This is a genomic window from Streptomyces sp. NPDC043726 (genome assembly GCF_056436565.1).
Genome location: NZ_JBWKCI010000017.1, coordinates 22,087 through 48,984 on the forward strand (window position 1 = coordinate 22,087; position 26,898 = coordinate 48,984).

The 26,898-nt window shown below is 70.4% G+C and carries 24 protein-coding genes and 2 pseudogenes; 12 read left to right on the forward strand and 14 right to left on the reverse strand.

From position 1 onward, the window contains the following. Positions 1-29 precede the first annotated feature (29 nt). Positions 30-962, reverse strand: a complete 933-nt coding sequence (locus tag AC068Z_RS36625; protein ID WP_478566035.1) for an SDR family NAD(P)-dependent oxidoreductase — start codon at positions 960-962, stop codon at positions 30-32. Between the two features lie 51 nt (positions 963-1,013). Beyond that, positions 1,014-1,901 (reverse strand): SDR family NAD(P)-dependent oxidoreductase, encoded by an 888-nt coding sequence (locus tag AC068Z_RS36630; protein WP_478566038.1) that lies wholly within the window; start codon positions 1,899-1,901, stop codon positions 1,014-1,016. Between the two features lie 70 nt (positions 1,902-1,971). Here AC068Z_RS36630 and AC068Z_RS36635 point away from each other — a divergent pair, with 70 nt between their 5' ends. Both AC068Z_RS36635 and AC068Z_RS36640 read left to right on the forward strand, forming a co-directional pair. Next, entirely contained in the window at positions 1,972-2,904 is a 933-nt protein-coding gene (locus AC068Z_RS36635) for a LysR family transcriptional regulator (RefSeq protein WP_478566041.1), read from the forward strand. Continuing rightward, positions 2,905-3,156 (forward strand): annotated as a pseudogene (locus AC068Z_RS36640) (hypothetical protein); the annotation flags it as partial. Positions 3,157-3,944: 788 nt separating this feature from the next. Here the strand turns inward: AC068Z_RS36640 and AC068Z_RS36645 are convergent. The 5 genes from AC068Z_RS36645 to map form a co-directional block, all read right to left on the reverse strand. Next, positions 3,945-5,144, reverse strand: a complete 1,200-nt coding sequence (locus tag AC068Z_RS36645; RefSeq protein ID WP_478566044.1) for a spore photoproduct lyase family protein — start codon at positions 5,142-5,144, stop codon at positions 3,945-3,947. Between the two features lie 263 nt (positions 5,145-5,407). Beyond that, positions 5,408-5,587 (reverse strand): DUF6480 family protein, encoded by a 180-nt coding sequence (locus tag AC068Z_RS36650; protein WP_478566047.1) that lies wholly within the window; start codon positions 5,585-5,587, stop codon positions 5,408-5,410. A gap of 197 nt (positions 5,588-5,784) precedes the next feature. Then, on the reverse strand, positions 5,785-6,192 hold the full coding sequence (locus AC068Z_RS36655) for a VOC family protein (RefSeq protein WP_478566050.1): 408 nt from the start codon (positions 6,190-6,192) through the stop codon (positions 5,785-5,787). A gap of 255 nt (positions 6,193-6,447) precedes the next feature. Next, complete coding sequence (locus tag AC068Z_RS36660) at positions 6,448-7,020, reverse strand: antibiotic biosynthesis monooxygenase (protein WP_478566053.1); 573 nt, start codon at positions 7,018-7,020, stop codon at positions 6,448-6,450. Positions 7,021-7,219: 199 nt separating this feature from the next. Continuing rightward, entirely contained in the window at positions 7,220-8,008 is a 789-nt protein-coding gene (map, locus tag AC068Z_RS36665; RefSeq protein WP_478566056.1) for a type I methionyl aminopeptidase, read from the reverse strand. Between the two features lie 256 nt (positions 8,009-8,264). On the opposite strand from map, the gene AC068Z_RS36670 reads away from it, so the two are divergent. Then, positions 8,265-9,116, forward strand: a complete 852-nt coding sequence (locus AC068Z_RS36670; RefSeq protein ID WP_478566059.1) for a LysR family transcriptional regulator — start codon at positions 8,265-8,267, stop codon at positions 9,114-9,116. A gap of 94 nt (positions 9,117-9,210) precedes the next feature. Here the strand turns inward: AC068Z_RS36670 and AC068Z_RS36675 are convergent. Continuing rightward, positions 9,211-9,369 (reverse strand): annotated as a pseudogene (locus tag AC068Z_RS36675) (DoxX family protein); the annotation flags it as partial. A gap of 260 nt (positions 9,370-9,629) precedes the next feature. Between AC068Z_RS36675 and AC068Z_RS36680 the strand changes: the two are divergent. The 4 genes from AC068Z_RS36680 to AC068Z_RS36695 all read left to right on the forward strand — a co-directional run bounded on the left by AC068Z_RS36680 (position 9,630) and on the right by AC068Z_RS36695 (position 15,374). After that, positions 9,630-10,682, forward strand: a complete 1,053-nt coding sequence (locus AC068Z_RS36680) for a Kelch repeat-containing protein (protein WP_478566062.1) — start codon at positions 9,630-9,632, stop codon at positions 10,680-10,682. A gap of 116 nt (positions 10,683-10,798) precedes the next feature. Further along, the gene (locus AC068Z_RS36685) at positions 10,799-12,763 is read left to right on the forward strand and encodes a hypothetical protein (protein WP_478566065.1); all 1,965 of its coding nucleotides are present in this window, start codon (positions 10,799-10,801) and stop codon (positions 12,761-12,763) included. A 375-nt stretch (positions 12,764-13,138) separates the two neighbouring features. Next, positions 13,139-14,143, forward strand: coding sequence for a mechanosensitive ion channel family protein (locus tag AC068Z_RS36690; RefSeq protein WP_478566068.1), 1,005 nt, complete (start codon positions 13,139-13,141; stop codon positions 14,141-14,143). 403 nt (positions 14,144-14,546) lie between these two features. Further along, entirely contained in the window at positions 14,547-15,374 is an 828-nt protein-coding gene (locus tag AC068Z_RS36695; protein ID WP_478566071.1) for a class I SAM-dependent methyltransferase, read from the forward strand. Positions 15,375-15,822: 448 nt separating this feature from the next. On the opposite strand, the gene AC068Z_RS36700 is transcribed toward AC068Z_RS36695, so the two are convergent. Continuing rightward, positions 15,823-17,502 (reverse strand): PP2C family protein-serine/threonine phosphatase, encoded by a 1,680-nt coding sequence (locus tag AC068Z_RS36700; RefSeq protein WP_478566074.1) that lies wholly within the window; start codon positions 17,500-17,502, stop codon positions 15,823-15,825. A gap of 214 nt (positions 17,503-17,716) precedes the next feature. Here AC068Z_RS36700 and AC068Z_RS36705 point away from each other — a divergent pair, with 214 nt between their 5' ends. Next, a complete protein-coding gene (locus AC068Z_RS36705; RefSeq protein WP_478566077.1) occupies positions 17,717-18,103 on the forward strand; it encodes a hypothetical protein in 387 nt (128 codons plus the stop codon). A gap of 43 nt (positions 18,104-18,146) precedes the next feature. Here AC068Z_RS36705 and fxsT read toward each other — a convergent pair whose 3' ends face one another. Beyond that, entirely contained in the window at positions 18,147-20,714 is a 2,568-nt protein-coding gene (gene fxsT, locus AC068Z_RS36710) for an FxSxx-COOH system tetratricopeptide repeat protein (RefSeq protein ID WP_478566080.1), read from the reverse strand. 304 nt (positions 20,715-21,018) lie between these two features. On the opposite strand from fxsT, the gene AC068Z_RS36715 reads away from it, so the two are divergent. From AC068Z_RS36715 to AC068Z_RS36730, 4 genes are all read left to right on the forward strand, one after another. Further along, positions 21,019-21,555 carry a pyridoxamine 5'-phosphate oxidase family protein gene (locus tag AC068Z_RS36715; protein WP_478566083.1) on the forward strand — a complete coding sequence of 179 codons (537 nt, stop codon included), beginning with the start codon at positions 21,019-21,021 and terminating at the stop codon, positions 21,553-21,555. 395 nt (positions 21,556-21,950) lie between these two features. After that, positions 21,951-22,565: an RNA polymerase sigma factor gene (locus AC068Z_RS36720; protein ID WP_478566085.1), complete on the forward strand. Its 615-nt coding sequence runs from the start codon at positions 21,951-21,953 to the stop codon at positions 22,563-22,565. 68 nt (positions 22,566-22,633) lie between these two features. Next, positions 22,634-22,903, forward strand: a complete 270-nt coding sequence (locus AC068Z_RS36725; RefSeq protein WP_478566323.1) for a hypothetical protein — start codon at positions 22,634-22,636, stop codon at positions 22,901-22,903. 105 nt (positions 22,904-23,008) lie between these two features. Continuing rightward, positions 23,009-23,386, forward strand: a complete 378-nt coding sequence (locus AC068Z_RS36730) for an antibiotic biosynthesis monooxygenase family protein (protein WP_478566088.1) — start codon at positions 23,009-23,011, stop codon at positions 23,384-23,386. A gap of 89 nt (positions 23,387-23,475) precedes the next feature. Here the strand turns inward: AC068Z_RS36730 and AC068Z_RS36735 are convergent, their stop codons facing one another. From AC068Z_RS36735 to AC068Z_RS36750, 4 genes are all read right to left on the reverse strand, one after another. Further along, complete coding sequence (locus AC068Z_RS36735; protein WP_478566091.1) at positions 23,476-24,288, reverse strand: DUF4440 domain-containing protein; 813 nt, start codon at positions 24,286-24,288, stop codon at positions 23,476-23,478. Further along, a complete protein-coding gene (locus tag AC068Z_RS36740) occupies positions 24,230-25,135 on the reverse strand; it encodes a helix-turn-helix domain-containing protein (RefSeq protein WP_478566094.1) in 906 nt (301 codons plus the stop codon). The genes AC068Z_RS36735 and AC068Z_RS36740 overlap by 59 nt, the downstream gene beginning before the upstream one ends. A gap of 241 nt (positions 25,136-25,376) precedes the next feature. After that, positions 25,377-25,622 (reverse strand): DUF5133 domain-containing protein, encoded by a 246-nt coding sequence (locus AC068Z_RS36745; RefSeq protein ID WP_478566097.1) that lies wholly within the window; start codon positions 25,620-25,622, stop codon positions 25,377-25,379. 293 nt (positions 25,623-25,915) lie between these two features. Further along, positions 25,916-26,800 (reverse strand): oxygenase MpaB family protein, encoded by an 885-nt coding sequence (locus AC068Z_RS36750; protein ID WP_478566099.1) that lies wholly within the window; start codon positions 26,798-26,800, stop codon positions 25,916-25,918. Between the last annotated feature and the right edge of the window lie 98 nt (positions 26,801-26,898).

A 26,898-nucleotide genomic window follows, 5' to 3' on the forward strand; every position in this document is an offset into this window, starting at 1 on the left:
GGACAAGCCCTGTCCGGGACGCGGCCGGATCACGCGGCTCCGGCGAGGAGAGCCTGCGACAGGTCCCACAGGCGCCGCGCGCCCGCCGGATCGAGTGCGTAGCGGGCGACGCCGTGCAGGGTGCCGGAGCGGCGGTCGACGATGTCGGTCTCGTTGCAGTCGACGAAGTAGCGTCCGCCGACGCCTTCGAGCAGCGGCGAGGTGGCGAGGAGTACCGACGTGGCGGCGCCCTGTTCGACGGTCTTGATCAGCTCGGCGGGGACGCGGCCGCTGCCCCGCCCTCCGGTGTGCCGTTGCAGGTTGGTGTAGATGGCGCCGGGCATCAGGGCGTTGGCGGTGATGTTGTCGTCGGCCCAGCGGCGGGTCACCTCCACCGAGAACAGGACGTTGGCGGTCTTGGACTGTCCGTAGGCCAGCCAGGGGTCATAGGGGCGGAAGGCGAAGTTGACGTCGTCCCACACGATCGGTGACTGCTGGTGGCCGGTGGAACTCACCGCCACGACACGGGCGTTGCCGTCGGCGGCGAGCGCGTCGTGCAGGCCGGTGGCGAGGGCGAAATGGCCCAGGTGGTTGGTGGCGAACTGCCATTCCCAGCCCTGATCCGTGTACTGCTCGGGGCAGGCCATGACGCCGGCGTTGTTCACCAGGACGTGCAGCGGTCCCTGCCAGGCAGTGGTGAAGGCCGTGATGGACGCGGGGTCGGTCAGGTCGAGTGGCGCGACCCGCACGTCCTGGTTGCCGGTCGACGCGGTGATGTCCTTGGCCACGCGTTGGCCCGTCGCCACGTCCCGCGCGGCGAGGGTGACGGCCGCGCCGGTGGCGGCGAGGGCCCGGGCCGTCTCCGCTCCGATGCCGGAGGAGGCGCCGGTGACGACCGCGCTGCGGCCGGTGAGATCGATTCCGGCGACGACCTCACCGGCGGTGCTGGCGAAGCCGAACGGGGTGCTGATGGCAGCGGTCATGAGAGGGCTCCTTGCTGGAAGAGTGGCTCGCAGGGGTGCGGGACGGCGTGGTCAGGGGTCGAGCAGGGCGTCCTGCTCGACCGGAGGTGTGCCGTCATGCCACGGAAGGACCTTGCCGAAGCGCACCAGCTCGCCGTAGAGCGCGGGATCGACGTGCTCGGCGAAGACCAGATCGAGGATGGCTTCGGCGGCCCGGGCGGGGGACTGGGCCCGGCTGTAGTCGCTGAACCACGGGCGCGAGGTGGCGGTGTCGACCATGCCGGGGCACACGGCCGCGAGGAGCGTGTTGTCGGCGAGGTCACGTGTACGGCGTTCCGCGGCGACGGCGCGGACGGCGGCCACCTGGGCCACCTTCGAGGGCACGTTCAGCCACAGGGGCCAGCCCGCCTCCTGGGCGGTCTTGTTGTGGACGGCGCTGCGCCATGACTCCACGGCGTACTCGACCTGGTCCAGGCTCGCCCGGTAGAACAAGTGGTGGAGCCGGTGGTCGAGGTGGCCGAGCGTGCCCAGGCTGCTGGCCACCACGAGCAGCCTGCCACCCGGACGCAGCACGGGGCCGAACGTGCGCAGGACCGCGTGCGTGGCGGTGTTGGAGACGTCGATGAACTCGTCGGCCCGCTCAGCCTGGGACTCCTCGGGCAGCAGCCGGGCGACCGCGTTGGAGACGACCACGTCCACCCCTCCGTACCGGCACCGCAGTTCCTCGCCGAGGCGGGCGATGGCGTCGGTGTCCGTGACGTCCAGGACCCGGCCCTCGACCCGGGCGCGGGTGGCGGGCAGCTCGGCGACCTCCCGGGCGGCGTCCGCCACCCGCTGCGGGTTTCGGCCGGTGAGCAGGACCAGATCCTGCGGATCCATGCGGGCCGCCAGCCCATCGGCGAGAGCCCGGCCGAGCCCTTGGTTGGCGCCCGTGACGAGGGCGATGCGTGAAGTGGTCATACGGCCACGCTAGAAACCCGTGTTGCATGAGTCCAACGAAAGTTCGGCACAGCTAGTATGCGAAAACATCATGGACTTCACCGACGTGTCATTGACCGCGCTGCGCGTCCTGCGCGCCGTGGCCGAACAGGGAACCTTCACCGCGGCCGCGGCCTCGCTCGGCTACACCCAGTCCGCGGTCTCCCGGCAGATCGCCGCGATCGAACGAGCCGCGGGAGCGGAACTGCTGGAGCGACGGCGCGACGGTGCCCGGCTCACTGCCGCGGGCCGCGTCGTCATGCGGCGCGCGACCGTCGTACTCGACGAGATCGACGCGACCGCCCGGGAACTGTCCGGTCTGCCGGAGCAGAGCGGGACGGTCCGGCTGGGGTGGGTGCCCAGCGCCGGCGCCGCACTGCTGCCCCGCACCCTGGCCGCGCTGCGGCACAGCGACCCCGGACTCGACGTCGTCGGCCGTGAGGGCGGCACCCCGGCCCTGGTCCGCGCGCTGCGGGCAGGCAGCCTGGACCTGGCCCTGCTCGCCTCGGCGCCGCCGTTCCGCGCGCCGGACACCGAGACGCCTCCGCTGGCCCTGCAGACCCTGACCGAACGCCCCCTGCGGCTCGCGGTGCCCGCCACGCACCCGCTCGCCCGCGGTGAATACGTGGACGTGGCCGATCTGCGGGGGCAGCGCTGGATCGCCGGGTCGGCGTCCGGAGAGGACCGGCTGATGGGTGTGTGGCCGGGCCTGGACGAGCGCCCCGAGATCGCCCACACCGCCCGCGACTGGCTGGCCAAACTCCATCTCGTCGCCGCCGGGTGCGGACTGACCACCCTGCCCGCCTCGCTGGTCTCCGCCGTGCCTCCCGGCGTGTGCGTCCTCCCCGTCCGCGGCGGGCCGCAGGAGCTGCGCCGCCTGCTCCTGGCCCGCCTCCCCACCCCGCCGACCCAGGCGGTGGCACGAGTGGCCGCGGCGCTGCGTGCCACGGCGCTCGAAGCCGATACGCCCTCCGGCTTCGCGTGAGTGAGGTGGTGTGCCGGCCGGCGCCTTCCCCGGGTCACGCCGTCTCGATCAGCTCCAGCAGGTTGCCCTCCGGGTCGGCGACGTACGCGTAGCGCATGCCCGCACTGGCGCCGGGCGCGGGGGCCGAAACCGCGGCGGCGCCGCACCGTCGGCCTCCACCACGGCGATCTGCGCAACGCTCTGCTGCGGGCTTCCCTGGAACTGGTCGGCGAGCGAGGCCCGCACGGCTTCACCCTGGCCGAGGCGAGCCGTCGGGCCGGCGTGAGCGTCGCGGCGCCGTACAAGCACTTCGCCGACCGGGACACACTGCTCATGCCGGACTCGACAAATCCCGGTTCGCCGACCTGGCCTCGGCGGGTGACGAAGTCGCAGGCCTTCTCCTGCCGGTCGCCCGGCAGCTCACCCCCGGCCCCGACGCCGCGTTCGACCTGCTCCTGCGGATCGCCGCAGCCGCGCACGGCCTGGCCGTGTTCCTACGGCAGGGTCTGTTCGGCATGGGAAGCGCGGCCGTGTCGGACACCGAGGACAAAGCCGCCCGCACGGCCCGGGCCATCACGGCCCAGGACGGCGGTTCGTGATGACCCCAAAGAGCGGCCGCCTGCCGAGACAGCGGCGCGCAGTAGGCCACGCCCTGCGACTGCTGAGCAGCGCGGTGCGGCGCTAGAAGAGGGGCAGTCCCGATCGGTCTCGGCCACGTTCCGGACGCCGCCGTCGATGAGCGGCCCGGCGAGCCCAGGGGCCGGCGGCCGTGAGCATCCTGCGTCAGTGCCGGCGAGGTCTCACCGCCGCCCATGGCACCTTGGACGGCCGCTTTGCCCTTGATGAACCCGGATCTACCACTCGGCGTGGCTGCGCACACGACGACCCACCACTGGCCCGACCCCTGCGAACCGCGCCGGGTCCAGACGGTGCCAGTCCTGGCCCGGCGCCGCGTGATGCTGCAGCGGTCAGGGTGCAGCCGTCGCAGCATCTGACGGCATGCCTTGCGACCAGGACCGATCATCCCGCGGGTCATTGTGCACGACGGTGTCGCTACGGCATCAGAAGGCGTAGCGGACGCGCAGCCAGGGGGCGTACGAGCTGATGAGGCCGCGGAGGGTGTGCAAAGCGTCGGCTTTGACGCCGTTGCGGTAGCGCACGTTGAGGGCGCCGTTCTCGGAGCGCTTGGCCTGCTGGAGGCCGGGCTGCCACAGGACGTCCTCGGCACGGGGATGCCACCCCAGGTTGACCTCGTGCAGATCCCGGTTGTGCGTAAGCATGATCACCTCGACGGCCGCCTGCCGCCGCACCCGCTCGGGCAGGACATCGTCCAGCTCCCGGAGCAGGTCTGCCCAGGCGTCCTGCCAGCCGGGCCGGACGACCACCGGCGAGAAGTTGAAATGCACCTCATAACCGGCGTCGAGGAAGTCTGCGGCGGCGGCGATTCGGTCGGCGATCGGCGAAGTGCGGATGTCCAGCAGTTGGGAGTCGTCCGGCGGCATCAGGGAGAAGCGGATGCGGGTACGGCCCTGAGGGTCCAGCGCGAGCAGGTCGGGGTTGACGAACTTCGTGGCGAAGGACGCCTTGGCGGTAGGCAAATGGCGGAAGGCGTACACGAGATCGGCCGTGTTGTCGCAGACCAGGGCATCCACCGAGCAGTCGCCGTTCTCACCGATGTCGTAGACCCAGGCCGTGTCGTCGCACTGGTTGGGCTCCGGCTTCGGTCCGTGCCGTGCGACGTGGCGGGCGATGTGGGCGACGATCTGGTCGATGTTGGTGAAGACGGTGATCGGGTTGGCGTACCCCTTGCGCCGCGGCACGTAGCAGTAGGCACATGCCATCGCGCAGCCGTTGGACGCGCCCGGCGCGATCCAGTCCGCGGACCTGCCGTTGGGGCGCGTGGTGAGCGTCTTCCTCTCGCCGAGGACCAGGGTCTCGCTCTTCACGCGCACCCAACGGTCGACATTGCCCTCGTTGCCGTGCAGTCCGGGGATGCCCCAGTGGGAGTCCACGGTGGTCAGCCGCGCCTCGGGGAACCGGGCGATGATCTGCCGTCCGCGGGAGGACGCTGCAGCGGCCGGCTCGGCGAGGATCTCCCGTACGGGCAACATCCGGCGGGCCGCCGCGGAGTCCCGGAACAGTGGGCCCGCGCTCGCTTGTCCCCGGACGGCGCTTTCCGCGGCCGGCCCCGTCCGGAGGGCGTCCAGGGCGAAAAGGGTGCCGGAACCGTCGTCATCCGTGAAGGGGGAGGGGTCGTGCATGTGTGCTCCGGTGCGAGGTGGGGGCCAGGTGCCGGGAGGCGGCTGGACCACGCCTGTCCAGTGTAGGAGGCACCTTGGAGGTCCGGACGGCCTGCTGCTGGGCCGCCCTCGGGCGACGCCTCTCATGGTCACGGCGGGTCGTACCGCCGCGGGCGCCCGCTGGGCCCCACTGCATCGAGGTGATGGCTCGCGGGACACGATTCCGCCGCGGCTCAGGCGTGTGCTGAGCGGATCTTGCAGGCCTAGTGTCAAAGGACCGGTGATCACATGGCAATGACCCGTACCAGGAAGAGTGCGGCGATCAGCATGGAGCCGATCACGACCAGGGACAGCCACCAGAAGGGGTGGTCCCAGATCCCGCCATCCGGCCTTTCCTGGTGAGCCTCGGCGGTCGACCCTTCTACCGCGGGCGTTTCACTGGGAGGACGCAGCTGCTCAGTCATCATCGACCTCCGTAGCATCGCTGATCAGGCAAGCGGATTTTCCGGAAACGGGACAAAGCGCATCACACACGCCCACATTTCCGTTGCGCGAATGCGTTCGGATGCGCCCTGCCGGAACTTGCCGACGCGCATCCAGTGATCAACGTGACCGCGTCGCTCAGAAAGCCCGGCCGCAGCAGTTCCTGCGGGTCCCGGAATCACATGGGCGGAGTTTGTCCCGGCCGGTAGCTCCCGAAGCTCCACTCATGACCTTCCGGATCGAGTACGCGTGCCCGCCGGCTGCCCCATTCGGTGCCCTCCGGAGGGAACACCGACTGCCCGCCTGCCTCCACGGCGCGGGCGAACAGGTCATCGACATCGGCTACGGCCAGATACAGGCCGGCGCCCGTCGAGAGGCCTCTCACGGGCGGGACGTCGTAGGGGGCGTCCGAGCTCGCGACCATGACGACGGCGTCCCCCAGACACAGCTCGGCATGGACGACCGCGCCGCCTCCTCCGTCCTGACGTGAGGTCGTGACGAAGCCCAGCGCCTCCAGCCACGCGATGCCCGCCGAGGCGTCGGCATAACTGAGGTACGCATAGAGGGCCGTTTCCTGCGTCGTCATCATCGGCTCCTTGCGTGAAGTGCTGAAGAACAAGGTCCCCTCACACCGTCCCGCCCGGGTCGCACCAAGGCAAACTGCACCGTTTAAGCGTCGAAATCAGCGACTTGCGGTGCGTACAACGGCTGGCGCCGGGGCCGGGCCGCGCCCTGCGGCCACCGGCCGCAACCCGTCGGCGGGTCCCGCCTGTGCGGCTGGACCGGGGGGATGTCTGCCGAGCTGTCGATCCGATGCACACCCCCAACGGCCCTTCTCACGCTATGGCGTGAGCCAGTCGCGCAGAAGTCTGCTCACGGCGGGCATCGCCACGTACGTCATGAGCACATTGAAGACGCCGGCCACAACCGCGCTGCTGAGCAGCAGAGGCAGTGCTGTCAGATGAGGCAGCAGGAAGAGGCTGCCGGCCACGGAGATCGGGTAGATCGCCAAGGTCGCGCTGATCGCCATCTTCCATCGCGGCGGCGCAGGCCGTGTCGAGCCCGGCTTGGCGAACCAGGTCTCCATTCCGGTGAGTTTCCGCCGGGCGATCTCGGTGTGGTGGTGTCCGTCGCAGTCGGCGAACCAGGCCGCGCGCTCCGGCGACTCCTGCCACGCTCGGCACGCCTCGCTGTCGCGGAAGCGGTGGATGAGGAACCATGGGGCGTCACCTCCGGAAGAGCGGAACAGCCCGTATCCGAGGTGCCCGGGAAAGGCGGCGGCGCTTTCGAGGATTCCTTTCGCCCACCGCTCGAATGCGGCTTCGTAGCCGGGTTCCACGCGACGGGCTATCAGCAGCGTCACCTCGCCCGTGTCGCTGGGGACGGAGGTGTGCTCAGGACTGACGGCGGTCACAACAGACTCCTCATGATCTCACCGCGCCCACCGACACTGTACGCGTGCGGTGATGGAGGAGCCCGCAGACCACTGCTTCCGCGTTCTTCGTGCGGGTGGCCGTGCTGTCGATCGCCGCGTCGGTGGGGGTGAGACGTGGATCGACCGAACCCACGGGCGCAGGCCGGAATCGAGGTGACCGGCTCGCCGTGCCGGGGCATCAGCCCTTCGGTGGCGTCGGCGTCGGCAGCGTGAGGATCTCGGCTCCGTCTTCCGTAATGGCGATGGTGTGCTCGCTGTGCGCTGTCCGGCAGCCCGTCGCGCTGCGGAGCGTCCAGCCGTCCGCGTCGGTGACGAGTTCGGCGGTGTCGGCCATGACCCATGGCTCCAGCGCGAGCAGCAGTCCTGGGCGGAGCTTGTAACCGCGGCCGGGGCGGCCGGTGTTCGGTACGTGGGGGTCCTGGTGCATCGTCGACCCGATGCCATGCCCGCCGAATTCGGTGTTGATCGCGTATCCGGCTCGCCGTAGGACCGTGCCGATGGCGTGGGAGATGTCGCCGATGCGGGCTCCGGGCCCGGCAGCGGCGATCCCTGCGGCCAAGGCGCGCTCGGTCGCCTCGATCATCGCGATGCTCTCCGGGGGACGCGTGTCGCCGACCACGAAGCTGATGGCGGCGTCTGCCGCGACGCCGCGCCTGGAGACGGCGAGGTCGAGCGTGAGCAGATCGCCGTCGGCGAGTGTGTAGTTGTAGGGGCGGCCGTGGAGCACCGCGTCATTGACGCCTGTGCAGATGTAGTGACCGAACGGGCCGCGTCCGAAGGACGGTGCGTAGTCGACGTAGCAGGATGAGGCTCCTGCCTCGGCGATCAGGGTCTTGGTCCACTGGTCGATGTCCAGGAGGTTCGTGCCGACCGTGCTCCGGCCCTTCAGCTTCTGCAGGATGTCCGCGACCAGGGCGCCCGTGTCTTTTGCCCGGGTCAGCAGGGAGGGGTTCAGAATCTCGATCATGTGCCAGTTTCCTCGCGGTGGCCAATAACTATACCGGTAAAACTATACCGGTATTTGAATGGTGTCCGCACATCGGCGGTAAGGCGATCGTCGCGTCGGCCGCCGCTGTCCGCCGCCGTCCGCCGTACTCCGCGCGATGCGGCGCGATCGGCTCGGGGCCTGTCAGAGGTCGCAGGTGAGCGACGCCGCCCCGCCGCCTTACCGCGTCAGGCACGGCGTGGCCAGGAAAGATACCGTCCGGGTATCGTCAACGGCCATGGAGCTGCGCACCCTTCGCTACTTCGTGGCCGTGGCCGAAGAACTCCACTTCGGCCGGGCGGCCGCCCGACTGTGCATGAGCCAGCCTCCCCTCAGCCGGGCCATCAGGCAGCTAGAGGCCGACTTCGGTACCTCCTTGCTCTACCGCTCCGCCGCAGGTGTCGCACTCACCCCGCCCGGCGCGACACTCCTGGACGAGGCGCGCACCCTGCTGGAGCGAGCCGACCGGGTGCGGGTCCGGGTCGCCGCGGCCGCCGGTGCCGCCGTCCTCACGGTCGGCCTGCTGGGCGACAGCACCGACCCGGGTGCCCAGCGGCTGGCCGCCGCGTACCGGCGCCGGCACCCGGAGGTCGAGGTCCGCATTCGCCAGACCGACCTCACCGACCCGACCTGCGGACTGCGTGCCAGACTGGTCGACGTCGCCCTGACCCGCGCACCGTTCGACGAGGCGGGCCTGATCGTGCGCGAACTGCGTGCCGACCCGGTGGGCGCGGTGCTGCGCGCCGACGACCCGCTGGCCCGCCGCGACCGTCTGGAGCTGGCCGACCTGGCGGCGCGGCGCTGGTTCCAGTTCCCAGACGGCACGGATCCGCTCTGGCGGTCGTACTGGAACGGCGGGGAACCGCGTGAGGGGCCGGTCGTCCGTGGCGTCCAGGAGTGCGTGCAGGCCGTGTTGTGGAACGGCACGGTCGGCATGGCCCCACTGGGGCACGACCTTTCCGAGGAGCTGGCCGTCGTCCCGCTGACCGACATGGCGCCGAGTCGCGTCGTGGCGGTGTGGAAGGCGGATGACACGAACCCGTTGTTGCGTTCATTCGTGCAGATCGCCACCGCCGCCTACCGCACCTGAGGCGACCGAGGTGAGCCGTCAGGACCGTGCGGCTCCGCTCAGCGCGGCGACGCACCCACTGACCGGCCCGCCCAGCAGGCCGCCCCGCGCGAGGTCACAGCCACGTAGTGGCCAGCCAACCCCGCGGGTGAACCCCGGTCGCGCCGATCCGCAGAACCACGAACCCGAGGGCCGCGACCAGGGCGAGCCAGGGCGCGATGCCGGTCAGCGGCGGCAGAACCAGACCGAGCGCGCCGAGCACTTCCTCCAGACCAGCGCTTGAAACTCCCAGTAGAAGTGAAGAGTCCTTCGTCGTGCCGGTCGTGCCGGTCGTGCCGGTCGTGCCGGTCGTGCCGGTCTGCTGGTCGAGCCCGGGCCACGTCCAAGACCCAATCCGCGACCCCGAGCCGCACCGGTATCACTACTGATCACAGAACCATGCGCGCCGCCCGGGCCAGCCGCGATACCCATCCGGTATCAGCTCTCCCGGATAGGTAATGGACGCCGACGAGGAGCCACCCACACAGTCGGGTCATGCCTCTCTCACGACGAAGTGCCCTGAGCGCACTGGCGGGACTCTCGATCACCACCCTCGGCCTGGGCACGCCCCACAGCAGCGCCCAGGCCAACGAGTCCGACGCCGACGATCACGCGCGGTGGCGGACCAGAACACCCATGCCGCAGGCCCGCGCCGAAGTCGGGGCCGCCGCCCTTGACGGCCGCCTGTACGTCGTCGGCGGCACCCTCCAGCAGGACAACGCGGCACCGGTCTGGGCATCGGATGTGGTCACCAGTTACGACCCGCGCACGGCCCGGTGGTCGTCACATGCCCCGCTGCCCCGCCCGCTCACCCACGTCGGGGTGGCCGCCCTCGACGGAAGGCTGTACGCCTTCGGCGGCTTCACCGACGCGGTGCACCTGAACCCGCAACCGGTGGCCTACGTCTACCACCCGGCCAGGGACCGGTGGAGCCGACTGCCCGACATGCCGCAGAAGCTCGGGTCGGTTGCCGTCGCAGCCGTGGGCGGCAAGCTCCACCTCATCGGCGGGCGGGAATCCACGTCGGTCGTCACGATTCCGGACCCCCCGATCTCCCTGGGGTTCGGCACGGTGAACAGCCACCTCGTGTACGACCCCCTCCGGCGGCGATGGTCCACCGCGCAGGCGCTGCCCGGCGAACCGCGCGATCACGCAGGCATCGCGGTCCTCGGCTGCGACGTTCACGTGTTCGGCGGCAGGGTGGCCGACGTGACCGACAACCTGGCCCGCCACGACGTCTACCACACCGGCACGGGCCGCTGGAGCTCCGCGGCACCGCTTCCGGCACCCCGGTCGGCCGGCGCCGCGGTCGTCCTGGGTGGTCGCATCGTCTACGCCGGAGGCGAATGCGGCGCCGGCGGAGGCACCTTCGGCGACGTGACCGTCTACGACCCGGCGACCGACGGCTGGTCCGCCAAGAGCCCCCTGCCCCAGAGTCGGCACGGATTCGGCGCCGGTGCGGTGCGTGGCCGCGCCTACTTCGCCGCAGGCGCTCCCGCCTGCGGTGGCGGCGCCTCGAAGGACACGCTGGAACTACGTCTGACGTAGCCCCCCTTGGCGCCGGGATGTGCGGAGCAGTGGTGGAAGGTGACCATCGCGCGGGTCACTCGTTTGGTTGAGCGCAGGGACGTCATGGCATCACCCGCGGGAAGGCTGTACGGCTCATGTCCACTGACCACCGGCGCACCGCAAGGGGCAGCGCGCGCACCACGATCCAGCAGGCCGAGGTCACCCTCGTCGGTCAGTATCCCGGGCTGGTCTCCCTGGCCTATCTGACGCTGCCGGCCTCACTCGGCAGGCATCGCAGGGTCCTGGTCGCACATGGCATCGTCCAGCGCGCCTTGCCGGGGCTGCGGACGGCCCCGGCAAGACGGCGTGTGCCCGCGCAGCGGGGCAGTGGCGTGTCACAGGAGTGTGCGTGGCTGCGCGAGCGCGTGCTCAGGGAGGCGCTGCGCTACGAGGTCCGGCCGCGTGGCTGGCCAAGCCGGCTTTCGCCGCCGCGTCGGCTGCGGCCCGCCCTGCCGGTGGTATGGGGGCTGCGGCTCTTCCCGCGCGCAGGCGACGAGGAGGAAGTCCAGCTGGCCCGGCTGCTGGCCGGCGTACCCGCGGCGGCCCGGGCGGCGTTCGTCCTGCGCCACCTGGAGGAGCTGCCGGATGAGGAGGTCCTGCGCCTGCTGCGGGCGGCGGGCGAGGACCGGCCCGAGCGGGCGCTGCGGACCGCGGTCCGGCTGGAACAAGACGCCGGCCCTGCGGCGGAAACGCTCCTGCGATCAAGGGAGTTCGACGCCTGCTCCGTGCAGATCCGGCCGACCGACCTGCTGCGCCGCAGGCGCCGGTGCCACATGGCCTGTGCGGGTCTCGCGGCCGCTGCGCTGGCCGGTGCGGCGCTGGCTGTGACCACCACCGGCCCCGGGGAGCCGTTGCGGGCGGCTCCTGTGGTCAAGGTGCCCGGCCTCGGACAGGTGGTCCGTGTACCGGAGGGGGAGTGGGCGGACACCTCCCGGGTCGACTTCACCGCTTGGCCCGCCCGGGGTGAACTGGCCGACGACAAGGCCTTGTTGAGCCGCGCCCTGCACGTCTGGGCAGATCCGTCGGCCGGTACCTCCGTCACCACCACCGCCGCCACCACCGCGGAACCTCCGCGCCGCGCACCGCAGTTGCTGTACGCGGGCAAGGTGTACGACACCACCGTCGTGCTGTTCCACGAGGCAGACCAAGTAGTCCGCTACTCAGAGCGGGGCGAGCAGGCCAAGTTGGCCTTCGCCCGGACCGACGAGGCGGATGTGACCACCGCCGCGGCTTTGGTGGTCGCCCGCAGCGACGACTCCGTCCGCTATCTGACCGCACCCTGGATCGCCGAGGCCGAGACGCGGGACCTGCTGCGGCCCGACACCCCCGGCAGCCCGCTCTCCGTGAACGCGCACGGCCTCACCGATGCCGTGCCTGCCCCGGCCGGGGCCGGCGACTGCTCATCCTGGCCGGTGCTCCAGCTGCGTTCCTCAAGCCGCATCGTGGAGAAGCACGCATTCCTTGTCACTGATCTCGGCGGGTTGACCTCCACCCACCTCACGTACACGCCGCTGCCGAGCAAGGACCAGCGGGCCCGCCAGCCGCGGGAGGCTACAAGCTCGGCCGCACTCGAGAGCTGGGCGCACAGCGCGTGCCGGCTCGAGGCGCTGCGCGGACGGGACGTACGGGCCGTCAACCACTGGGACTTCGCCGAACAGGACCTGCCCGAGGGCGCCGGCACCGCGCTGTGGTCGTGCAGTCGGGTCTCCAGCTGGCGCGGACCCGGGGATGTCCTGGTGCAGTTCCGGAAGTCCTCCGACGCCCCGGACGCACCGGCCAAGGTGGTGGCGCAGGCCCGCTCCACCGCCGCATGCAGCAGGTTCGGCCAGCACGTCGTGGCGGCCACCTCATGGAAGGCGCCGTCAGGCCGAACGTATCTCCTGGCGGCCGGCAGCCGCGAGGTTACCGCTCTGCGGGTCAGCGGTGACGTGGAGGAGACCGTCGACGGCCGTACGCTGGCGGTCCGCGCGCCCGACGACACCGTACGGGGGAGTGTGCGCGCGACCCTCGCCGACGGGGGGACTCTCCACGAGGTCGACGCTGCGGCCGTAGACGAGTGATCTGCTGCGTGGCCAACTTCCCGCGAGACCGCAGGGCTGCCTGACGGACCAGGCAGGTTCTGAGGATGGTCAGGGTCGGGGCGACGTCGGTGGTGGTGACATGAGACTCCGCTGGGGGCGGAGGGGACTGGGCGTGCCGACTGAGCTGCTGGACGGCCGCCCGGCGCACCGTGATTCTGGGGTAGGCCCGTCGGGCTGCCGCCGGTGGAGCAGGCGCGGCGACTGTCGATCAGCGCGCCGGATCCGCGGTGCTCCACCCTGCTTGCCCGTTGCGCTCGGAGTCAGGGCTGCCCTGCACGGAAGATCATGCTTGCGTCGAGAGTGGGTAGGCGCGGCCGACGAACCACCCGGTACGTCGAGAGATGGAGCCTTTCCTTGCTGACCGCACTCCCACCCGCAGAGCCGGGCCTGACCACCCGAGTACAGATGGCCGCCCCCTGGTCAGGTTGGGTCGGCGAACACACGAGCGCGCTGATCGGGATACCGCTCCGCATCGCGTTGATCATTGCCGTCCTGGCAGTGCTCCGCTGGGTGGCCAAGCGGGCCATCACCCGGATCGTCCGTCACGTCCTGGAGCCTGCCGGCGGCGACGACGAGCGCAGGCTGCCACGGGCATCGGGCAGGGGCCTGGCCGTCATGCACCGCGACCGTTCACTGGGCCGACAGCGGCGCGAGCAGCGAGCCCGCACCATCGGCTCGGTACTCAGCAGCGCTGTGACGATCATCCTGTCCCTGGTCGGCGTCGCCATGGTGCTCGACCAAGTGGGGATCGCTCTGGCGCCGCTGCTGGCCAGTGCGGGCGTTGTCGGCCTGGCGATCGGTTTCGGCGCCCAGAGCCTGGTCGCCGACTATCTGTCCGGCCTGCTGATCATGGTTGAGGACCAGTACGGCGTCGGTGACTCGGTCGACCTCGGAGAAGCCGTCGGGGAAGTGGAGCACGTCGGTCTGCGTCTGACCCATGTGCGGGACCTCAACGGCGGCCTCTGGCACATCCGCAACGGCGAGATCATGCGTGTCCGCAACGACAGCCAGGACTGGGCCCGCGCCGTACTGGACGTTGCCGTGGCCTACGAAGCCAACCTCGACGCCGTCTACCGCGCGCTTGAGGAAGCGGGGCACGCCCTGCGTCAGGACCCGGCCTTCGCCGACCTGCTGCTCGAGGACCCCGTCGTGTGGGGTGTGCAGTCGCTGGACGCCGATGGCGTCATCGTCCGCATCGCGGTCAAGACCGCTCCGCTGCAGCAGTGGGCCGTCACACGCGAACTCCGTCGCCGGGTCAAGGAAGCCCTCGACACCGCCGGCATCGACATCCCCTTCCCGCAGCGCACCATCTGGCTGCGCACGGATCCGGCAGAGGAAGCCGCGCCGTCGGTGCGGTGACGTCGGCGAGCACGACGATCGACGCTGTGCCGTTTCCCGGACCGATGTGTGTAAGGCGGGAGTGAGCGACTGCTCCACCGTCCTGGCCGTAGGCGGGGTAGGGCCGACGGCTCGCCAGGCCTGCCTCCGAGGTGCCTGATGCTGCCGTCCCGGCGTCGGGCCGGTGCGGAACCGGTCATGCGTAGCCACCCGTGCGCCGGCTAGGCCAGGCTGGTGGCGGCACACAGGCCGTAGCGCGACGAAGTCCGGTCTTCTGATGCGGCTGATGCGGCCCCCCGCGGCGTCGGCCCTGCCCCGGATGGTCCCGGCCAGCGGATCGGCGGCGTCCGGGTGGCGGGGGAGGCGTCGGCCTCTAGGCTCGAAAGAGGACGGCGATCGGTACCGGGCGAGGGAGGCACGTGGCATGGCGGAGACGGCGGACGCGCGTGAGGCGGACCGAGCGCTGAAGGCGAAGCACCGGACGATGTGGGCGCTGGGCGATTATCCGGCGGTGGCACGGCAGGTGGTGGCAGGGCTCGGGCCGGTGCTGGTGGAGGCTTGCGCGGTCAAGGCGGGTGACCGGGTGCTGGACGTCGCCGCCGGGGCAGGGAACGCGGCGATCCCGGCCGCGCTGGCAGGCGGTGACGTGGTCGCCTCCGACCTCACGCCCGAACTGCTGGCCGTGGGGCGACAGGAGGCCGAAGCCCGCGGCGCCAAGCTGAGCTGGCAGGAGGCGGACGCCGAGGCGCTGCCGTTCGAGGACGGCACCTTCGACACGGTGATGTCCTGCGTGGGCGTCATGTTCGCCCCGCACCACCAGGTGACCGCGGATGAGCTGGTGCGGGTGTGTCGGCCCGGCGGCACCATCGGGCTGCTCAGCTGGACGCCCGAGGGGTTCATCGGGCAGATGTTCGCCACCATGAAGCCCTACGCCCCGCCGCCTCCCCCCGGTGCCCAGCCGCCGCCGCTGTGGGGACAGGAAGAGCACGTACGCACGCTGCTCGGCGACCGCGTCACCGACGTCGAGGCCCGCCGCGGGACGATCCGTGTGGAGACGTTCGGGGAGCCGGAGGAGTTCCGCGACTTCTTCAAGGCCGCCTACGGGCCGACCATCGCGGTCTACCGCAACCTCGCCGACGACCCGGAGCGGACCGCCGCCCTGGACGCCGCCCTCACCGACCTGGCGGGCGGGGCGCTGCGCGACGGGGCCATGGAGTGGGAGTACCTGCTGCTGACCGCCCGTAAGGGCTGAGCGGTCGCCGGCTGCCGGCTTTCGACCGGCAATCGAACGGGCTGCGGTCACGGCGTGGGACGAGTACGCCCTCTGAGTCGCGTCGGCCGTATTGTGGGCGACCGATCCTGTGAACAGTCACGTCGCCGATCTGCGGCCATGAAACCGAACTCGCGGCCGGAGCAGATCGCCGTTGCCGGCTATCCACATGAGCAGGGTCAGAGGAGGGCGAGCGTGCCCGCGATGCCTCAGTGCGCGCCGCCGACTTGCAGACCCGCCAACGGGTCACCGCAGCCGAAGCCACTCCGCTGATCCCTGCCCTCTCCGAAACCTCCCCGCCGGACTACTAGCCGACCGCAGCCGCGCCACCGCCCTGCTCAACCGGCTCATCGGTCTCCTGCACTTCGGCGCTTCGCCTGGCAGGCGCATCACGAAGCGACCCTCCTGCGGCAGCCACGGCACGGCGGTGTCAACAAGCCCGGCCGGGTCCGAGTCGTACGGCCAGCAGGGCCACGTCGTCGTCGTTGTCCGGCGGGCGCGCCCGTGACAACAACTCGTCGGTGAAGGATTCCAGAGGGCGATGGGCCAGGGACGCGGCATGCCGGCGCAGGCGCTCCAGACCCTCGTCCAGATTTCGGCCCGGCGACTCGATCAGGCCGTCGGTGTAGAGAACCAGGGTCGCCTCGGGCGGCAGTTCAGCTGTCGCGTCGGGACGGCTCTGATGGGGAGTTACGCCCAAAAGGATCCCGTGGCCGTCGGTCAGGTAGCGCGCCACACCCTCGCGGGTGACCAGCAAGGGCGGTGGATGTCCGGCGTTGGTCCAAGACAGCTCGCACCGGCCGGCCTCGTTGTCCTTCATGCGGGCGAAGACCAGCGTGGCCATGGGAATCTCGCTGATGTCCCGGGTCGCCCGGTCGAGCCATTCCACGATCTTGCTCGGCGGCTTCTGCTGAGACACGGCGTAGGCCCGGAGCATGTTGCGCAACTGGGCCATGCCGGCCGCAGCCTCCAGATCGTGGCCTACGACATCCCCCACGGCGAGTGCGATGGCCCCGTCCGCCAGCGTGAACGCGTCGTACCAGTCACCGCCGACGTGGGAGGCGTCCGGCGCGGGCAGATAGCGGGCGGTCATGCCGCGGTCGGGTGCACGCGGAAGCCTCGGCAGGAGATGGCGCTGCATGGTCTCGGCGACCTGCCGCTGACGCTGGTAGAGGCGGGCGTTCTCCAAGGCGAGGCTGGCGCGTCGGGCGATGTCCTCCACCAGGGCGGTGTCGGCCGCGGTGAACCGATCGGGTTGGTCGGCGCGGCCGAGGGTGAGGGCACCCATCACGTCGTGCAGGCTGCGCAGCGGTACCAGGACGGCCGAGTGCATGCCGGTCGCCTCGAACAGACGCCGCTGTTCCACCGCGATGCCCGAGTCGGGCGGCCCCTGATAGGTCTCGGGACCCGCGAACGAGGTCGCGACCCCGCGCAGGGCGCGGGACAAGGGCATCGGGGACTCCTGCGGCACGGGCGGCATGGGCCCCTGGAGGTCCTCCCGGAACATCACGGTGCCGTCCTGGGCATGGGCGACGGCGAACCGGGACACCTCGTCCCGCTCGCCGATCAGGTCGATGACGGCCCAGTCGGCGATGCGCGGCACGACGAGGCTGATGAGGCGGCGCAGCGCCTCATGGATGTCCAGGGTGGAGGTGAGCAAGGTGGTCGTCTCGGCGAGCAGAGCGAGCCGTTCCAGTTCGGAGAGCCGCCTCCCGGCCGGTGATCGCTCCCCTGGGCGCCCCAGGGGGTGGAACAGGACGAGTGTGGCCGACGGACGGCTGCCGAGGTCACAGGGAGTCGCCAGCCACCCCACCTGCAACAGCGTGCCGTCTCCGCGCGCGAGCCAGTCGTCCCCCTGTTGTGTCCGCCCGCTGAGAACGCTCTCCCGCATACGGCACTGGGCCCGCGGTACGGACTCCCCGCGGCTGGTGCGGTGCAGCAGGTCGTGGGCGTCCCGGCCGACGAGATCAGCGGCGGAGCGGATCAGGAGCTGTTCGCCGCACGTGTTGACGGCGGTGATCCGACCTTGCTCGTCCGCCAGGTAAGCCCCTGTGCCAAGGGTGTCGAGAGCCCGGGCAACCGCCTCGTGCGGACCATCCAGGCTGCCCATCGTTGCCGCCTTCCGTCACCGGAGAAGACACCGGGCGGCGCCTGCGGTCCGAGTTCCCCCCTGAGAGCGTGGTGACCCTTGCAGCAGGCAAAGACCTTGCAACCCAGCCCCTGAGCCCGCGCGGCGGCCCTACGGCGACCGAGACGCTCCGTCCCGCCTTGTTCGCATTGAAACCCTGAGAGCGGGAATCCGGACAGGGCATGCCAGGTCGGCCGTGCCGGCCCTGCCGGGAGAGGAGCGCATCGCGATGATGACTCACACGCTGGTGCATCAAGTGCTCGTCGTCACGATGCATGACAACCCCGGCACGGACACCGACCCGGTTGGCCGGATCAGCGACCTCGTCCACGCGTACCGGCCGGCTTCGGTCGTGATCGTCCTTGCCCAGCCCGCACCAGCCCCGACGGCGCTCAGCGTGGTCCTGCGGACGCACAGCTTGTGCAGCCGCCTCGACCTGGTCATGTCTGTTGCAACGCACAGCGCTCCCGTGCGACGCCTCCTCGCGGCCGGCGCGGATACTGAGGCAGACATTCGCCTGGTCATCCATGCTCGCGCCGACATAGCGATCGCTACGGCCACCGCGCTGACCACGGCGGCGTGAGACTGCTCCCGCGGCGCCGGCTGTGCTGGGTGCGGCGGTGTTTTCACGAACCGCGTTGCCAGCGGGCCAGGTTGTGCTGTGCGCTTCGCGTGTGGGGGTTGCTCGCGCCGAGCACCTGGATCATGTGCGGCAGCAGTTCGGTGAGGGCGATGGCGGACGCGGCTGTGTCCCCCATCTCTCCTTGCCAGTGGGCCAGATAGTGCCGGGCGATCAGCGTGTGTCGGTGGTTCTCACCCAGTGCTTGGATCATGCGGGGGAGCAGCGCCGTGAGGGCGGCGGCGGCGCGGGACGCGTCCCCCGTTTCGCCGTGCCAGCGGGCGAGGTTGGTGCGGAGGATGAGGGTGAGCCGGTGGTCTTCCCCCAGTACTTGAATGAGGTGAGGAAGCATGTCGGCGTGGGCGGTGGCGGCCGCGCCCGCGTCGCCCGCGGCGCCCTGCCAGTAGGCGAGGTCGTGTCGCACGATGAGCGTGCGGGGGTGGTCTTGGCCGAGTACCCGGCTCATGTGGGGGAGCAGTTCGGTGAGGATGTCGGCGGCCGTGGCGGCGTTTCCAGCCTCTCCGCGCCAGTGGGCCAGGTAGCGCCGGGCGTTGAGAGTGAGTGGATGGTCCCTGCCCAGGACTCGTACCGTATGGGGTAGCAGGTCGGCGTAGGCAGCGGCGGCTGAGGCCGCATCCCCTGATTCCCCCAGCCAGTAAGCCAGGTCGTGACGGGCTGCGAGAGTTTCGGGATGGTCCACTCCTTGTAACCGGCTCCGGTCGGCGATCAGCGCGACAAGGGCGTCGGTCACGCTTGCCGTATCCCCCGATACGGTCTGCACGTAGGCAAGGGCGTGCTTCACGATGACGGTGTCGAGGTGGTCCTGACCCAGGATGCGGGACATGCGGGGCAGAAGGTCGGCGTAGGCTCTCTGCGCTCCCATGGTGTCCCCTGCCGCCAGCCGCTCATAGGCCAGTCCGGCCCGCGTTCTGAACGTGTCCGGGTGCTCCTCGCCCAGCACCCTGTTCTGGTCGTCGAGCAGGTCGGTGAATGCCGAGACGGCCCCTGCTCTGTCGCCCGATTCGCTTAGCCAGTAGGCCAGACGGTGCCGACAGATGAGGGTGTCGGGGTGATCAGGGCCGAGGCGGCCGGTGACGGTGTCAGTAAGGCGGTTGAAGTAGTCACACGCTGCGGTGAACTGGGCTGCTTCGCCGAGACTGCTGCCGGCTTGGTAGAGAACCCCGTGTACGTCCGGTTGGAACAGCGCGTCTGGCGCGCACGCGGCGAGAGCACCGGTATTGGCACGCAGCGTCTGAGCCAGCGCCATGTCGTCCTCGATTTCGGGCCAGGCGGCGAGCAGTGCATCGGCGCACACCTGGGCTGCCCGGTCGTGCTGGTCAGGGGCGAGGGTGTCGCGGACGGCACGCTGGATGAGTTGGTGGACGCGGATCGCGGTGTGGGGGGTGCCGGGTTCGTGTTGAATGAGGCTGAGCCTGCGCAGCGCGCTCAATGCCCAGCGGACCTCCTGCTCGGGAACGTCCTCCCGGCCCTGTGTTCCGTCCACCGAACCGGTCGTGGCGCTGCCGGTGCGGTGGAGAGCCAGGTAGGTGCGGGCCGGGCGGCTTGCCAGGACAGTGTCGGGGATGCCGTTGGGGTCCAGGAATGCCGCGAGTTGGAGGAGCGGGCGGGCCAGGCCGGGCGGGCGGAGCCGGTCAGCGTGGTCGATCGACAGTGCCCAGGTGGCGGCCGTGGTGAGTCGTTGTCCGTCGGGCAAGCAGTCGGGCGCGGCGGTCCGCAGCGTGGTGGTGCGGTCGGCCAGCAACCGCCGGTAGTCGGCGGCCGAGGTCCCGGTGTCGGTGAGGTAGGCGGCGGCCTGGGACAGGGCCAGCGGCAGGCGGCCCAGGTCTTCGGCCAGGGCCACCAGTTCTTCCACAGGCTCGTCGTGAGCCACGGCTTGGGCGAGGTAGGCCAAGCACGCATCGGGGCTGAAGAGGCCGACGGGGATGTGGTGGCGACCGGTGGTCAGAGCGGCATCCTGACGGCGGGTGGTGATCAGGACTCGGCCGGTCGGTGAGAGCGGCGGCCACTGCCCGGCCAGATCCGCCGGATCGCTCACATCGTCCAGAACGACCAGCCAACGGCACGGGATCTGGTCCGCCTTCGGTTCCAGCCAGGCGAGAAATACGGACGCCGCGCCGACCGGGTCGTCTCTGTCGATGCCCAGCAGGCGAGCGGCTGCATCCGCGTAGCCGTTGATGACGGCTTCCCGGCTGCCGGCCGTGATCCACACCAGTACGTCCAGGTCCCTGGCACGCCACAGACCGCGGGCGTAGTGGGCGGCGAGCTGGGTCTTGCCCACCCCACCCAACCCCACCACCACACCCACCTGCGCGGCCGGCGTCACCACCGCCGCGCCACCCCCGGCGAGCGCCGCAGCCAGCCGGGCAACCTCCGCCCGGTCCTGAAAGCACACCGCCTGCGGGGGCATCGTTCCGACCTGGCACGGCCACGACGCCGGAGGACGAGGCGCGGCGTTGTGCTGCACCCCCACAACCCATCCGTTGAAGATGCCGCGCCGGAAGTCAACCAGATCGCCTTCGGCGTTCCTGCCTACGTCGTCCTCCGGGGGCCGCATGCTTTCCCCTCTCCCGGGTCCAGACGGATCGGCACCGTTGACCTTACGCATCGAGGATTCCCCAACTGCGGCGCATTGCAGAGCCGTTACTTCTGGTCTGTGCGGTATCGGGCAGGCGCAAGCCGAGGTCCTGCCTCAGATGCCACACCTGACGCGGTAGTCGCGGAGCCTGCGCGGCTACCGCGATTTCGGCCGACCTGTAATTAGGGTCGAAGTGCAAACAGCCAGGAGGAGGACCGGTAGCTGCTCAGGCCCGCACTCCGGTGCGGGAACCGCGGCGACCGGTGACGAAGGCGGCGGTGCTATGACGAACGAACCGGTTGCGGAGCTTCATCCCGACTACAGCAGCGCTGGTGCCACGGCGACCCCGTGGAATGAAGTGGTCGCCGTGCTCGAGCGAGCAGAAATCTTCTGGATCTCGACGGTCCGGGCCAACGGTCGGCCGCATGTGGCACCGCTGCCGGCGATGTGGCTCGACGGTGCGCTGCACTTCTCCACGGGTCTTGAGGAGCAGAAGGGCCGCAACCTCGCGCGCAACCCGAACTGCATCCTCACCACCGGCAGCAACTCGTACCGGGAGGGCCTCGACATCGTCGTCGAAGGGCGGGCGGATCGCGTCACCGACCTCATGACGCTGCAACGGCTCGCCGATCTCTGGCTGGCAAAGATCGAGTGGCCCTACGACGCCGTCGAGGGCGGCTTTCGTCATCGGCCTGAAGGACCCCAGCCGGAGACGGCTGTTGGGTCGGATGAGGTGGTTCCGGTATTCGCGGTGCGGGCGTCGAAGGTCCTCGCGTTCGGCCGCGGTGAGGGGTTCACCCAAACCCGCTTTCGGCTCTGAAGCCTGCCTCGGACCGGATCGAGGCCGACCGGATCGAGGCCGACCGGATCGAGGCCGACCGGATCGAGGCAGGCGGGATGTGAGCCCCGGGCGCGGCGCCGTCACGACGGTGGCACCTTAACCACCCGCGTCTCGCCGAGCTGGGATGTATCCGGAGCGGCGTTCAGAAAAGACTTCGGCCGGAGGCGAATCCTTTTCGGACCTCCCCGCCTCTTGTCTGTGTACCGGCCGAACGGGCCGGCAGAACTGGGAGGAACCACCAATGATGGTCGCTGGCCTCGTCGTGATCGGAGCCTTGCTCGTGGGTGCGTGCAGTTGGCACCTGATGCGGCGCTACAAGAGCGGAAGCTGACCAGCACCTGCCCGTAGGGCGCCTTCCGGGTAGGAGTCTTTGGATGAACCAACGTTTTACGTGGCTGGACGAGCGGCTGATCAAGGCCGCTCAGGACGGCGACGTCGCTTCGCTCACCACCGTCGTCATGGAATCGCAGCCTCATGTGCGCAGGTTCGCCCTGTCGCTGTGTTCCTCACCGCAAGACGCGGAGGACGCGGCGCAGGAGGCTCTGATCATCCTCTACCGGAAGATCGGCACGTTGCGGGCCACAGGTGCGCTCGCCTCATGGATGTTCCGGATCGTGCGCAACGAATGCCTCCGGCAGGTACGGCAGCTCGTCTCACGAAGCGACGGGGCACCGGCCGAACCGGAGACGACGGTGCAGCCGTCCGCCGAGGACGCGGTGCTGCACAGGCTGGAGGCGGAGCGGATCGCGGCTGCGGTCAGCGCCCTTCCCCATGACCTGCGGCAGGTTCTGATCATGCGGGACGTTCAGGGTTTGCCTGGCAGGGCCGTAGCCCATGCGCTCGGCTTGAGCACCGCCGCGATGAAGTCGCGGCTGCACAGAGCACGTGCAGCGCTGCGTTCGTCTCTGGCGGTGACAGAGCAACCACTGCGTCAAGCCACTGATGGGGCGCGCGATCAAACCATCGACCAACCAGCCGGAGGAGTCTGACCACCGTGTACGTCGCGAACGCCGTGAAGCCCACGCAGGCCGCGAAGGACCAGGCTGCTGCGCCCCAGATGAACTTCGCCAGCGACTCCGTCCCGCGTCATCTGGCGCGCGGCGCCATCGGCTTCGGGCTGATCATTGCCTCGATCACTCTCGTGCCCGTCGCCGGCCCGGCCACCCTGCTGGCAGCCCCACTGGCCCTGATCGCCTTCCGCGGCTGCCCTACCTGCTGGATGGTCGGCCTGGCGCAAACCATCTCCCGCGGCCGCCTGGAGCGCCGGTGCGGGGACGGCGTTTGCAGCCTCACCAAGGCGCACGCTCCCGGTGATCACGACCACTGACCAACAGGAGGCTCGGGTGGCTTTGGTCAAGAATTGGATCCCGTATGGATCCCGTTGAGGAAAGACGCTGGTTCGCCGAGTGGGCCCAGCCCTACGGTTTTCGTCATGAGCGACAACTCGAATGCACCTGTCATGCCCGTTGAGGCCTTTGAACCTCCGTACTATGTCGCGGTCTTCGCTGCGGTGCGGACCCCGGAACAGAGCGGATACAGCGAGACCAACGTGCGCATGGAGGAGCTGGTGAAGGACGTCCCCGGGTTTCTGGGGATGGACAACGCGCAGACTCCAGGCGGCCTGGGCATCAGCGTCGGCTACTTCCGCGACGCCGATGCCCTGACTGAGTGGCGGAACAACGTCGAGCACCGAGCGGCTCAAGAGCGCGGACGAGCAGACTGGTACGAGAGCTACACGCTGCACGTCGCGACAGTGGAGCGGAGCCACGGGTTCACGCGAGCGGAGGGCCCGGAGGGTCTGCAACGCTGAAGTGCCCCCTTGATGTCCGTGTGAGGTTGGCTGGACGGGCGGTGGCGGGTAGCGGAAGAGGGCCATCGGCCGATTGCCGACCGATATGGTCAGGGGGCCGCAGGCTGCGGCTGCTCGACCGACGTCAGCTGGGTCAAGGTGCACCGCCACCGCTCTCCGTCCCATACGAAGACGTCGGTGGCCCACTCGTCCGCGCTGAACGGCTCCCCCCGATAGGCGCCGCTGTTCGTGCCGTGTGTCGTGACCAGCACCGTTGTGTCGGACGTCGCCGCAAAGTGCTCGAGGTCGAGGTTCATGGTGTCGTGGGTCAGGTCGCCGGAGGCAACCAGCTTGAGGAAGGTCTGGCCCGATGTGATGCCGGTGTTGGTGACGAACTTCCAGTCCGGGGCGGCGAAGCGTCCGATCGCCTCGGCGTCGTTGGCGACGATGGCGGCGGCCCATTCGTTGAGCAGGGCCGCGAAGGTCTCGCGATCGGCCTTCGGCGCCGCGCCCTCGCCCCGGTAGGTGCCGAAGCTCCAGAGGTTGCCCTCGCCGTCGCGGACGGTGAAGCCGCGTGAGCCGTAGTCCTCGTCGACCAGGCCGCGAACCGTTTGGACACCGGCGGCGACGGCTCGGTCGAAGAGCGTGTCGGGATCGTCGCATACGACGTAGATCGCATCGTTGCCCGGAGCGCGTCGTCCCCAGGCGGACTCGTCCTTCGCGGACGTACCCAGCATCACGCCGCCGCCGAGCGGCCAGCGCAGTTCGGCGTGCTCGACGACCGTCGGGTCGTCCTCGCGGGCGTAGACCGCGGTCTCCTGGAAGCCGAAGACGTCGGTCAGAAAGGCGATCGCGCCGCGCGCGTCACGGTAGGTGAGGCACGGCCAGACGCCGGCTGTCGTGGTGGTGCTGTTGGTGTTCATGGAATGACGATGCCCCGGCGTCGGGGGGGTTGTCTTGGACGGATGGAACATCACCCGCGAGCAGCTCGGTCGGTGTGCAGCCGGCCAGCGCGGCGAATTCCCGGGTCAGATGTGACTGGTCGTAGTACCCGCACGCCGCCGCCACCTGGGCGATCGACACGAACGGCGGCGAGCGTCGCAGCATCTGCTGGGCTCGCTCGAACCGCACCACCCGGGCCGCGAGTTTCGGTGTCAGGCCGAACTCGCTGCGGAAGCGACGGGCGAGGTGCTGGCGGCTCCACCCGCTCTCCTCGGCCAGGTCACGCACGGTCACTTCACCGTGGGAAGCGACCACCGCCTCCCACGCGAAGCGCAGCTCGGGCGCCGGCGCGCCGCCCCCGGCCAAGCGGCCCAGGACGGTGTCGCAGACGGCGAATCGGTTCTCCCACTCGGCGGTGCTCTGCAGACGTTCCCGCAGCTCGCGACCGATCGGCCCGACCACCTCCCCGAGCTCGACCGAGAGATTCCACAGCTCGCCCGCAGGCATGCCGAACAGGGCCCGGCTTCCGAGGGGCGTGAGCTCCACCGCCACGCCCTCCTGGTCGCCGTTGTGAGAGATCAGAGCCGCCGTGGCCTGGAGGCCGCTGAGCACACACCCGTAGTGCTGCGGTGACTGCGCGGGATCCGTTTGGGCCACGACGTCGATGTCGTCGCCGATGCTGACAATGAATGTCATATGGCGCGACGGCAGGCCGCGGTGCAGACCGGGCGGAAACCCCGCGAGCCGGTAGCCGCAGTAGCTCTCGATGAACGGCCGCAGCGGCGGCATCGGTGCGGCCGTCACCCACTCCTCACACCGCTCCACCATCCCAAAAGTGTATAAGCCGAGCCTCACAGGGGGCGGCGTGCGGTGCAGGTGGTACTCACCGTCTGCGGGTCGTCTCGAACTCACGGGCGGCATCGGGCCTGCACGAGTCATCGCTCGTGGAGATGGGCCCCGACTGGACCAAGTGCTGGTCATGGGCGAGGACGAGGTCGCGGCGTTCGACGGCTCGGCACCGGTTTGCCGGAGGGGCCGGCCCGAGTGCGGACGGGGTGGCTCCTGCTGGTCAGGCAGCCAGACGCTGACTCGCCTTGCCGGCCGCCCGGCGGTCCGCCCGCATCCTGTCCAGCAGCGCGTCAGCGGCCTTCAGCGCCTCGCCCACCGAAGGTGTGCCCGTCATGACGCAGAGGGTGTGGGAGGTGTCCTCCAGCTCTCGGCTGGAGTGACCGGTGGGTTGCAGGTCGTGGCGGAAGCGGGCCTCGGCGAAGCGGGCCAGCACGGCACGCAGTTCCTTCTCCGCGGGCAGCATCACGGCGAGAACCCTCTCTTCCGGGTCGGCGGCCCGTGGCACCGGGTGCCGCCGTACCTGTTGCGACGGCGCTCGGTACTCGGCGCCGCCCACAGCATCTACGTTCCTACGGCGGCCCTTGTGCCCCGGGCCGGTCACTCTATGCGCGTCTTGCGCAGGGTGGCGTCGCCACGGCGTGAGACGGCGTGGCGGACGCGGAGCCGGGGACGTGCAGGCCGGTGAGGTGGGTGGCCTGTCGCGGGGCCGGGGTGGGTGGGGAGGCCGTCGTCCGCCGAGGCCGAGGGAGGGGCGGCGGGTCAGGTGTGTCCTGAGCGGACCCTGGCGCGGGTGGGGGTCATGGCCCAGCGGATGCCGGCGGTCATGGCGGTGCCGAGGGGCCGTACGAGCAGGTCTTGGGCTATGGGGATGCGGGGCAGGCGCAGTTCGCGGCTGGCCCAGGCCGGGAGCAGGGAGATGGCACTGGCGGCGAGTGCGGTGTACGGAGGGCGGGCCGGCCAGGGGATCGGCGGGTGCAGCAGCAGGAAGCGAGCGGTGGCGCGGGCTTCGGGAGTGGCTCCCAGTTCGCTGCGGTAGGCGGCCAGGCAGCGGTCGAGTTCGGACCGGGTGGTGGGCGGGTCGGGCACGCCGAGCGCGGTGGCGATGCGGGCCATGTCGGCGACGTACTGGTCGCAGCCCTCCTCGTCGAGAGGGTCGGCGCCGTAGCGCTGGTGGGCACGCAGGAAGCAGTCGGTCTCGGCGATGTGGACCCAGCACAGCAGGTGCGGGTCGGAGGCGGCATAGGCCCGGCCGTCGGGGGCGGTGCCGCGGACGGAGGTGTGGACGGCGCGGACCCGGTCACAGGCCTCCTGGGCGCGGTCGGCGGGGCCGTAGGTGGTGACCGCCAGGAAGGTGCTCGTGCGCTGGAGGCGGCCCCAGGGGTCGCCGCGGAAGCCGGAGTGCCCGGCCACGGCGGCCATGGCCAGCGGGTGCAGGGACTGCAGCAGCAGGGCGGCCAGTCCTCCGGTGAACATCGAGGCGTCGCCGTGCACCTGGCGGACGGGACGCTCGGGGCCGAACCAGCGCGGACCCGGCGCGCCGTGGATGCGATCCCGGTTGGCCGGGCCCTCCGGCCCCGCGACCCGGGAGAAGATCGCCTCGCCGACCCGGTCGCGCACGGGGCTGAGGTCCGGCAGCAGTTTCATGGCACGCTCGCCTCCTTTCCGCACCGGGCCGACGCCGTCGGGGGTGCGTGGCGGCCGGTCATGCGGCCCCGCGGGGGCGGTCAGCACGTCGCCCGTGG

Bases quoted from the DNA above. Each gene is read 5' to 3' on its own strand.
- map (WP_478566056.1), bottom strand. From the start codon at position 8,008: ATGATCGAGATTCTGAACCCCTCCCTGCTGACCCGGGCAAAAGACACG.
- AC068Z_RS36750 (WP_478566099.1), bottom strand. From the start codon at position 26,800: ATGAAACTGCTGCCGGACCTCAGCCCCGTGCGCGACCGGGTCGGCGAG.
- AC068Z_RS36635 (WP_478566041.1), top strand. From the start codon at position 1,972: ATGGACTTCACCGACGTGTCATTGACCGCGCTGCGCGTCCTGCGCGCC.
- AC068Z_RS36715 (WP_478566083.1), top strand. From the start codon at position 21,019: ATGACGAACGAACCGGTTGCGGAGCTTCATCCCGACTACAGCAGCGCT.
- AC068Z_RS36625 (WP_478566035.1), bottom strand. From the start codon at position 962: ATGACCGCTGCCATCAGCACCCCGTTCGGCTTCGCCAGCACCGCCGGT.
- AC068Z_RS36725 (WP_478566323.1), top strand. From the start codon at position 22,634: ATGAACTTCGCCAGCGACTCCGTCCCGCGTCATCTGGCGCGCGGCGCC.
- AC068Z_RS36735 (WP_478566091.1), bottom strand. From the start codon at position 24,288: ATGAACACCAACAGCACCACCACGACAGCCGGCGTCTGGCCGTGCCTC.
- AC068Z_RS36650 (WP_478566047.1), bottom strand. From the start codon at position 5,587: ATGACTGAGCAGCTGCGTCCTCCCAGTGAAACGCCCGCGGTAGAAGGG.
- fxsT (WP_478566080.1), bottom strand. From the start codon at position 20,714: ATGCGGCCCCCGGAGGACGACGTAGGCAGGAACGCCGAAGGCGATCTG.
- AC068Z_RS36685 (WP_478566065.1), top strand. From the start codon at position 10,799: ATGTCCACTGACCACCGGCGCACCGCAAGGGGCAGCGCGCGCACCACG.
- AC068Z_RS36680 (WP_478566062.1), top strand. From the start codon at position 9,630: ATGCCTCTCTCACGACGAAGTGCCCTGAGCGCACTGGCGGGACTCTCG.
- AC068Z_RS36645 (WP_478566044.1), bottom strand. From the start codon at position 5,144: ATGCACGACCCCTCCCCCTTCACGGATGACGACGGTTCCGGCACCCTT.
- AC068Z_RS36670 (WP_478566059.1), top strand. From the start codon at position 8,265: ATGGAGCTGCGCACCCTTCGCTACTTCGTGGCCGTGGCCGAAGAACTC.
- AC068Z_RS36695 (WP_478566071.1), top strand. From the start codon at position 14,547: ATGGCGGAGACGGCGGACGCGCGTGAGGCGGACCGAGCGCTGAAGGCG.
- AC068Z_RS36740 (WP_478566094.1), bottom strand. From the start codon at position 25,135: ATGGTGGAGCGGTGTGAGGAGTGGGTGACGGCCGCACCGATGCCGCCG.
- AC068Z_RS36630 (WP_478566038.1), bottom strand. From the start codon at position 1,901: ATGACCACTTCACGCATCGCCCTCGTCACGGGCGCCAACCAAGGGCTC.
- AC068Z_RS36720 (WP_478566085.1), top strand. From the start codon at position 21,951: ATGAACCAACGTTTTACGTGGCTGGACGAGCGGCTGATCAAGGCCGCT.
- AC068Z_RS36700 (WP_478566074.1), bottom strand. From the start codon at position 17,502: ATGGGCAGCCTGGATGGTCCGCACGAGGCGGTTGCCCGGGCTCTCGAC.
- AC068Z_RS36730 (WP_478566088.1), top strand. From the start codon at position 23,009: ATGAGCGACAACTCGAATGCACCTGTCATGCCCGTTGAGGCCTTTGAA.
- AC068Z_RS36655 (WP_478566050.1), bottom strand. From the start codon at position 6,192: ATGACGACGCAGGAAACGGCCCTCTATGCGTACCTCAGTTATGCCGAC.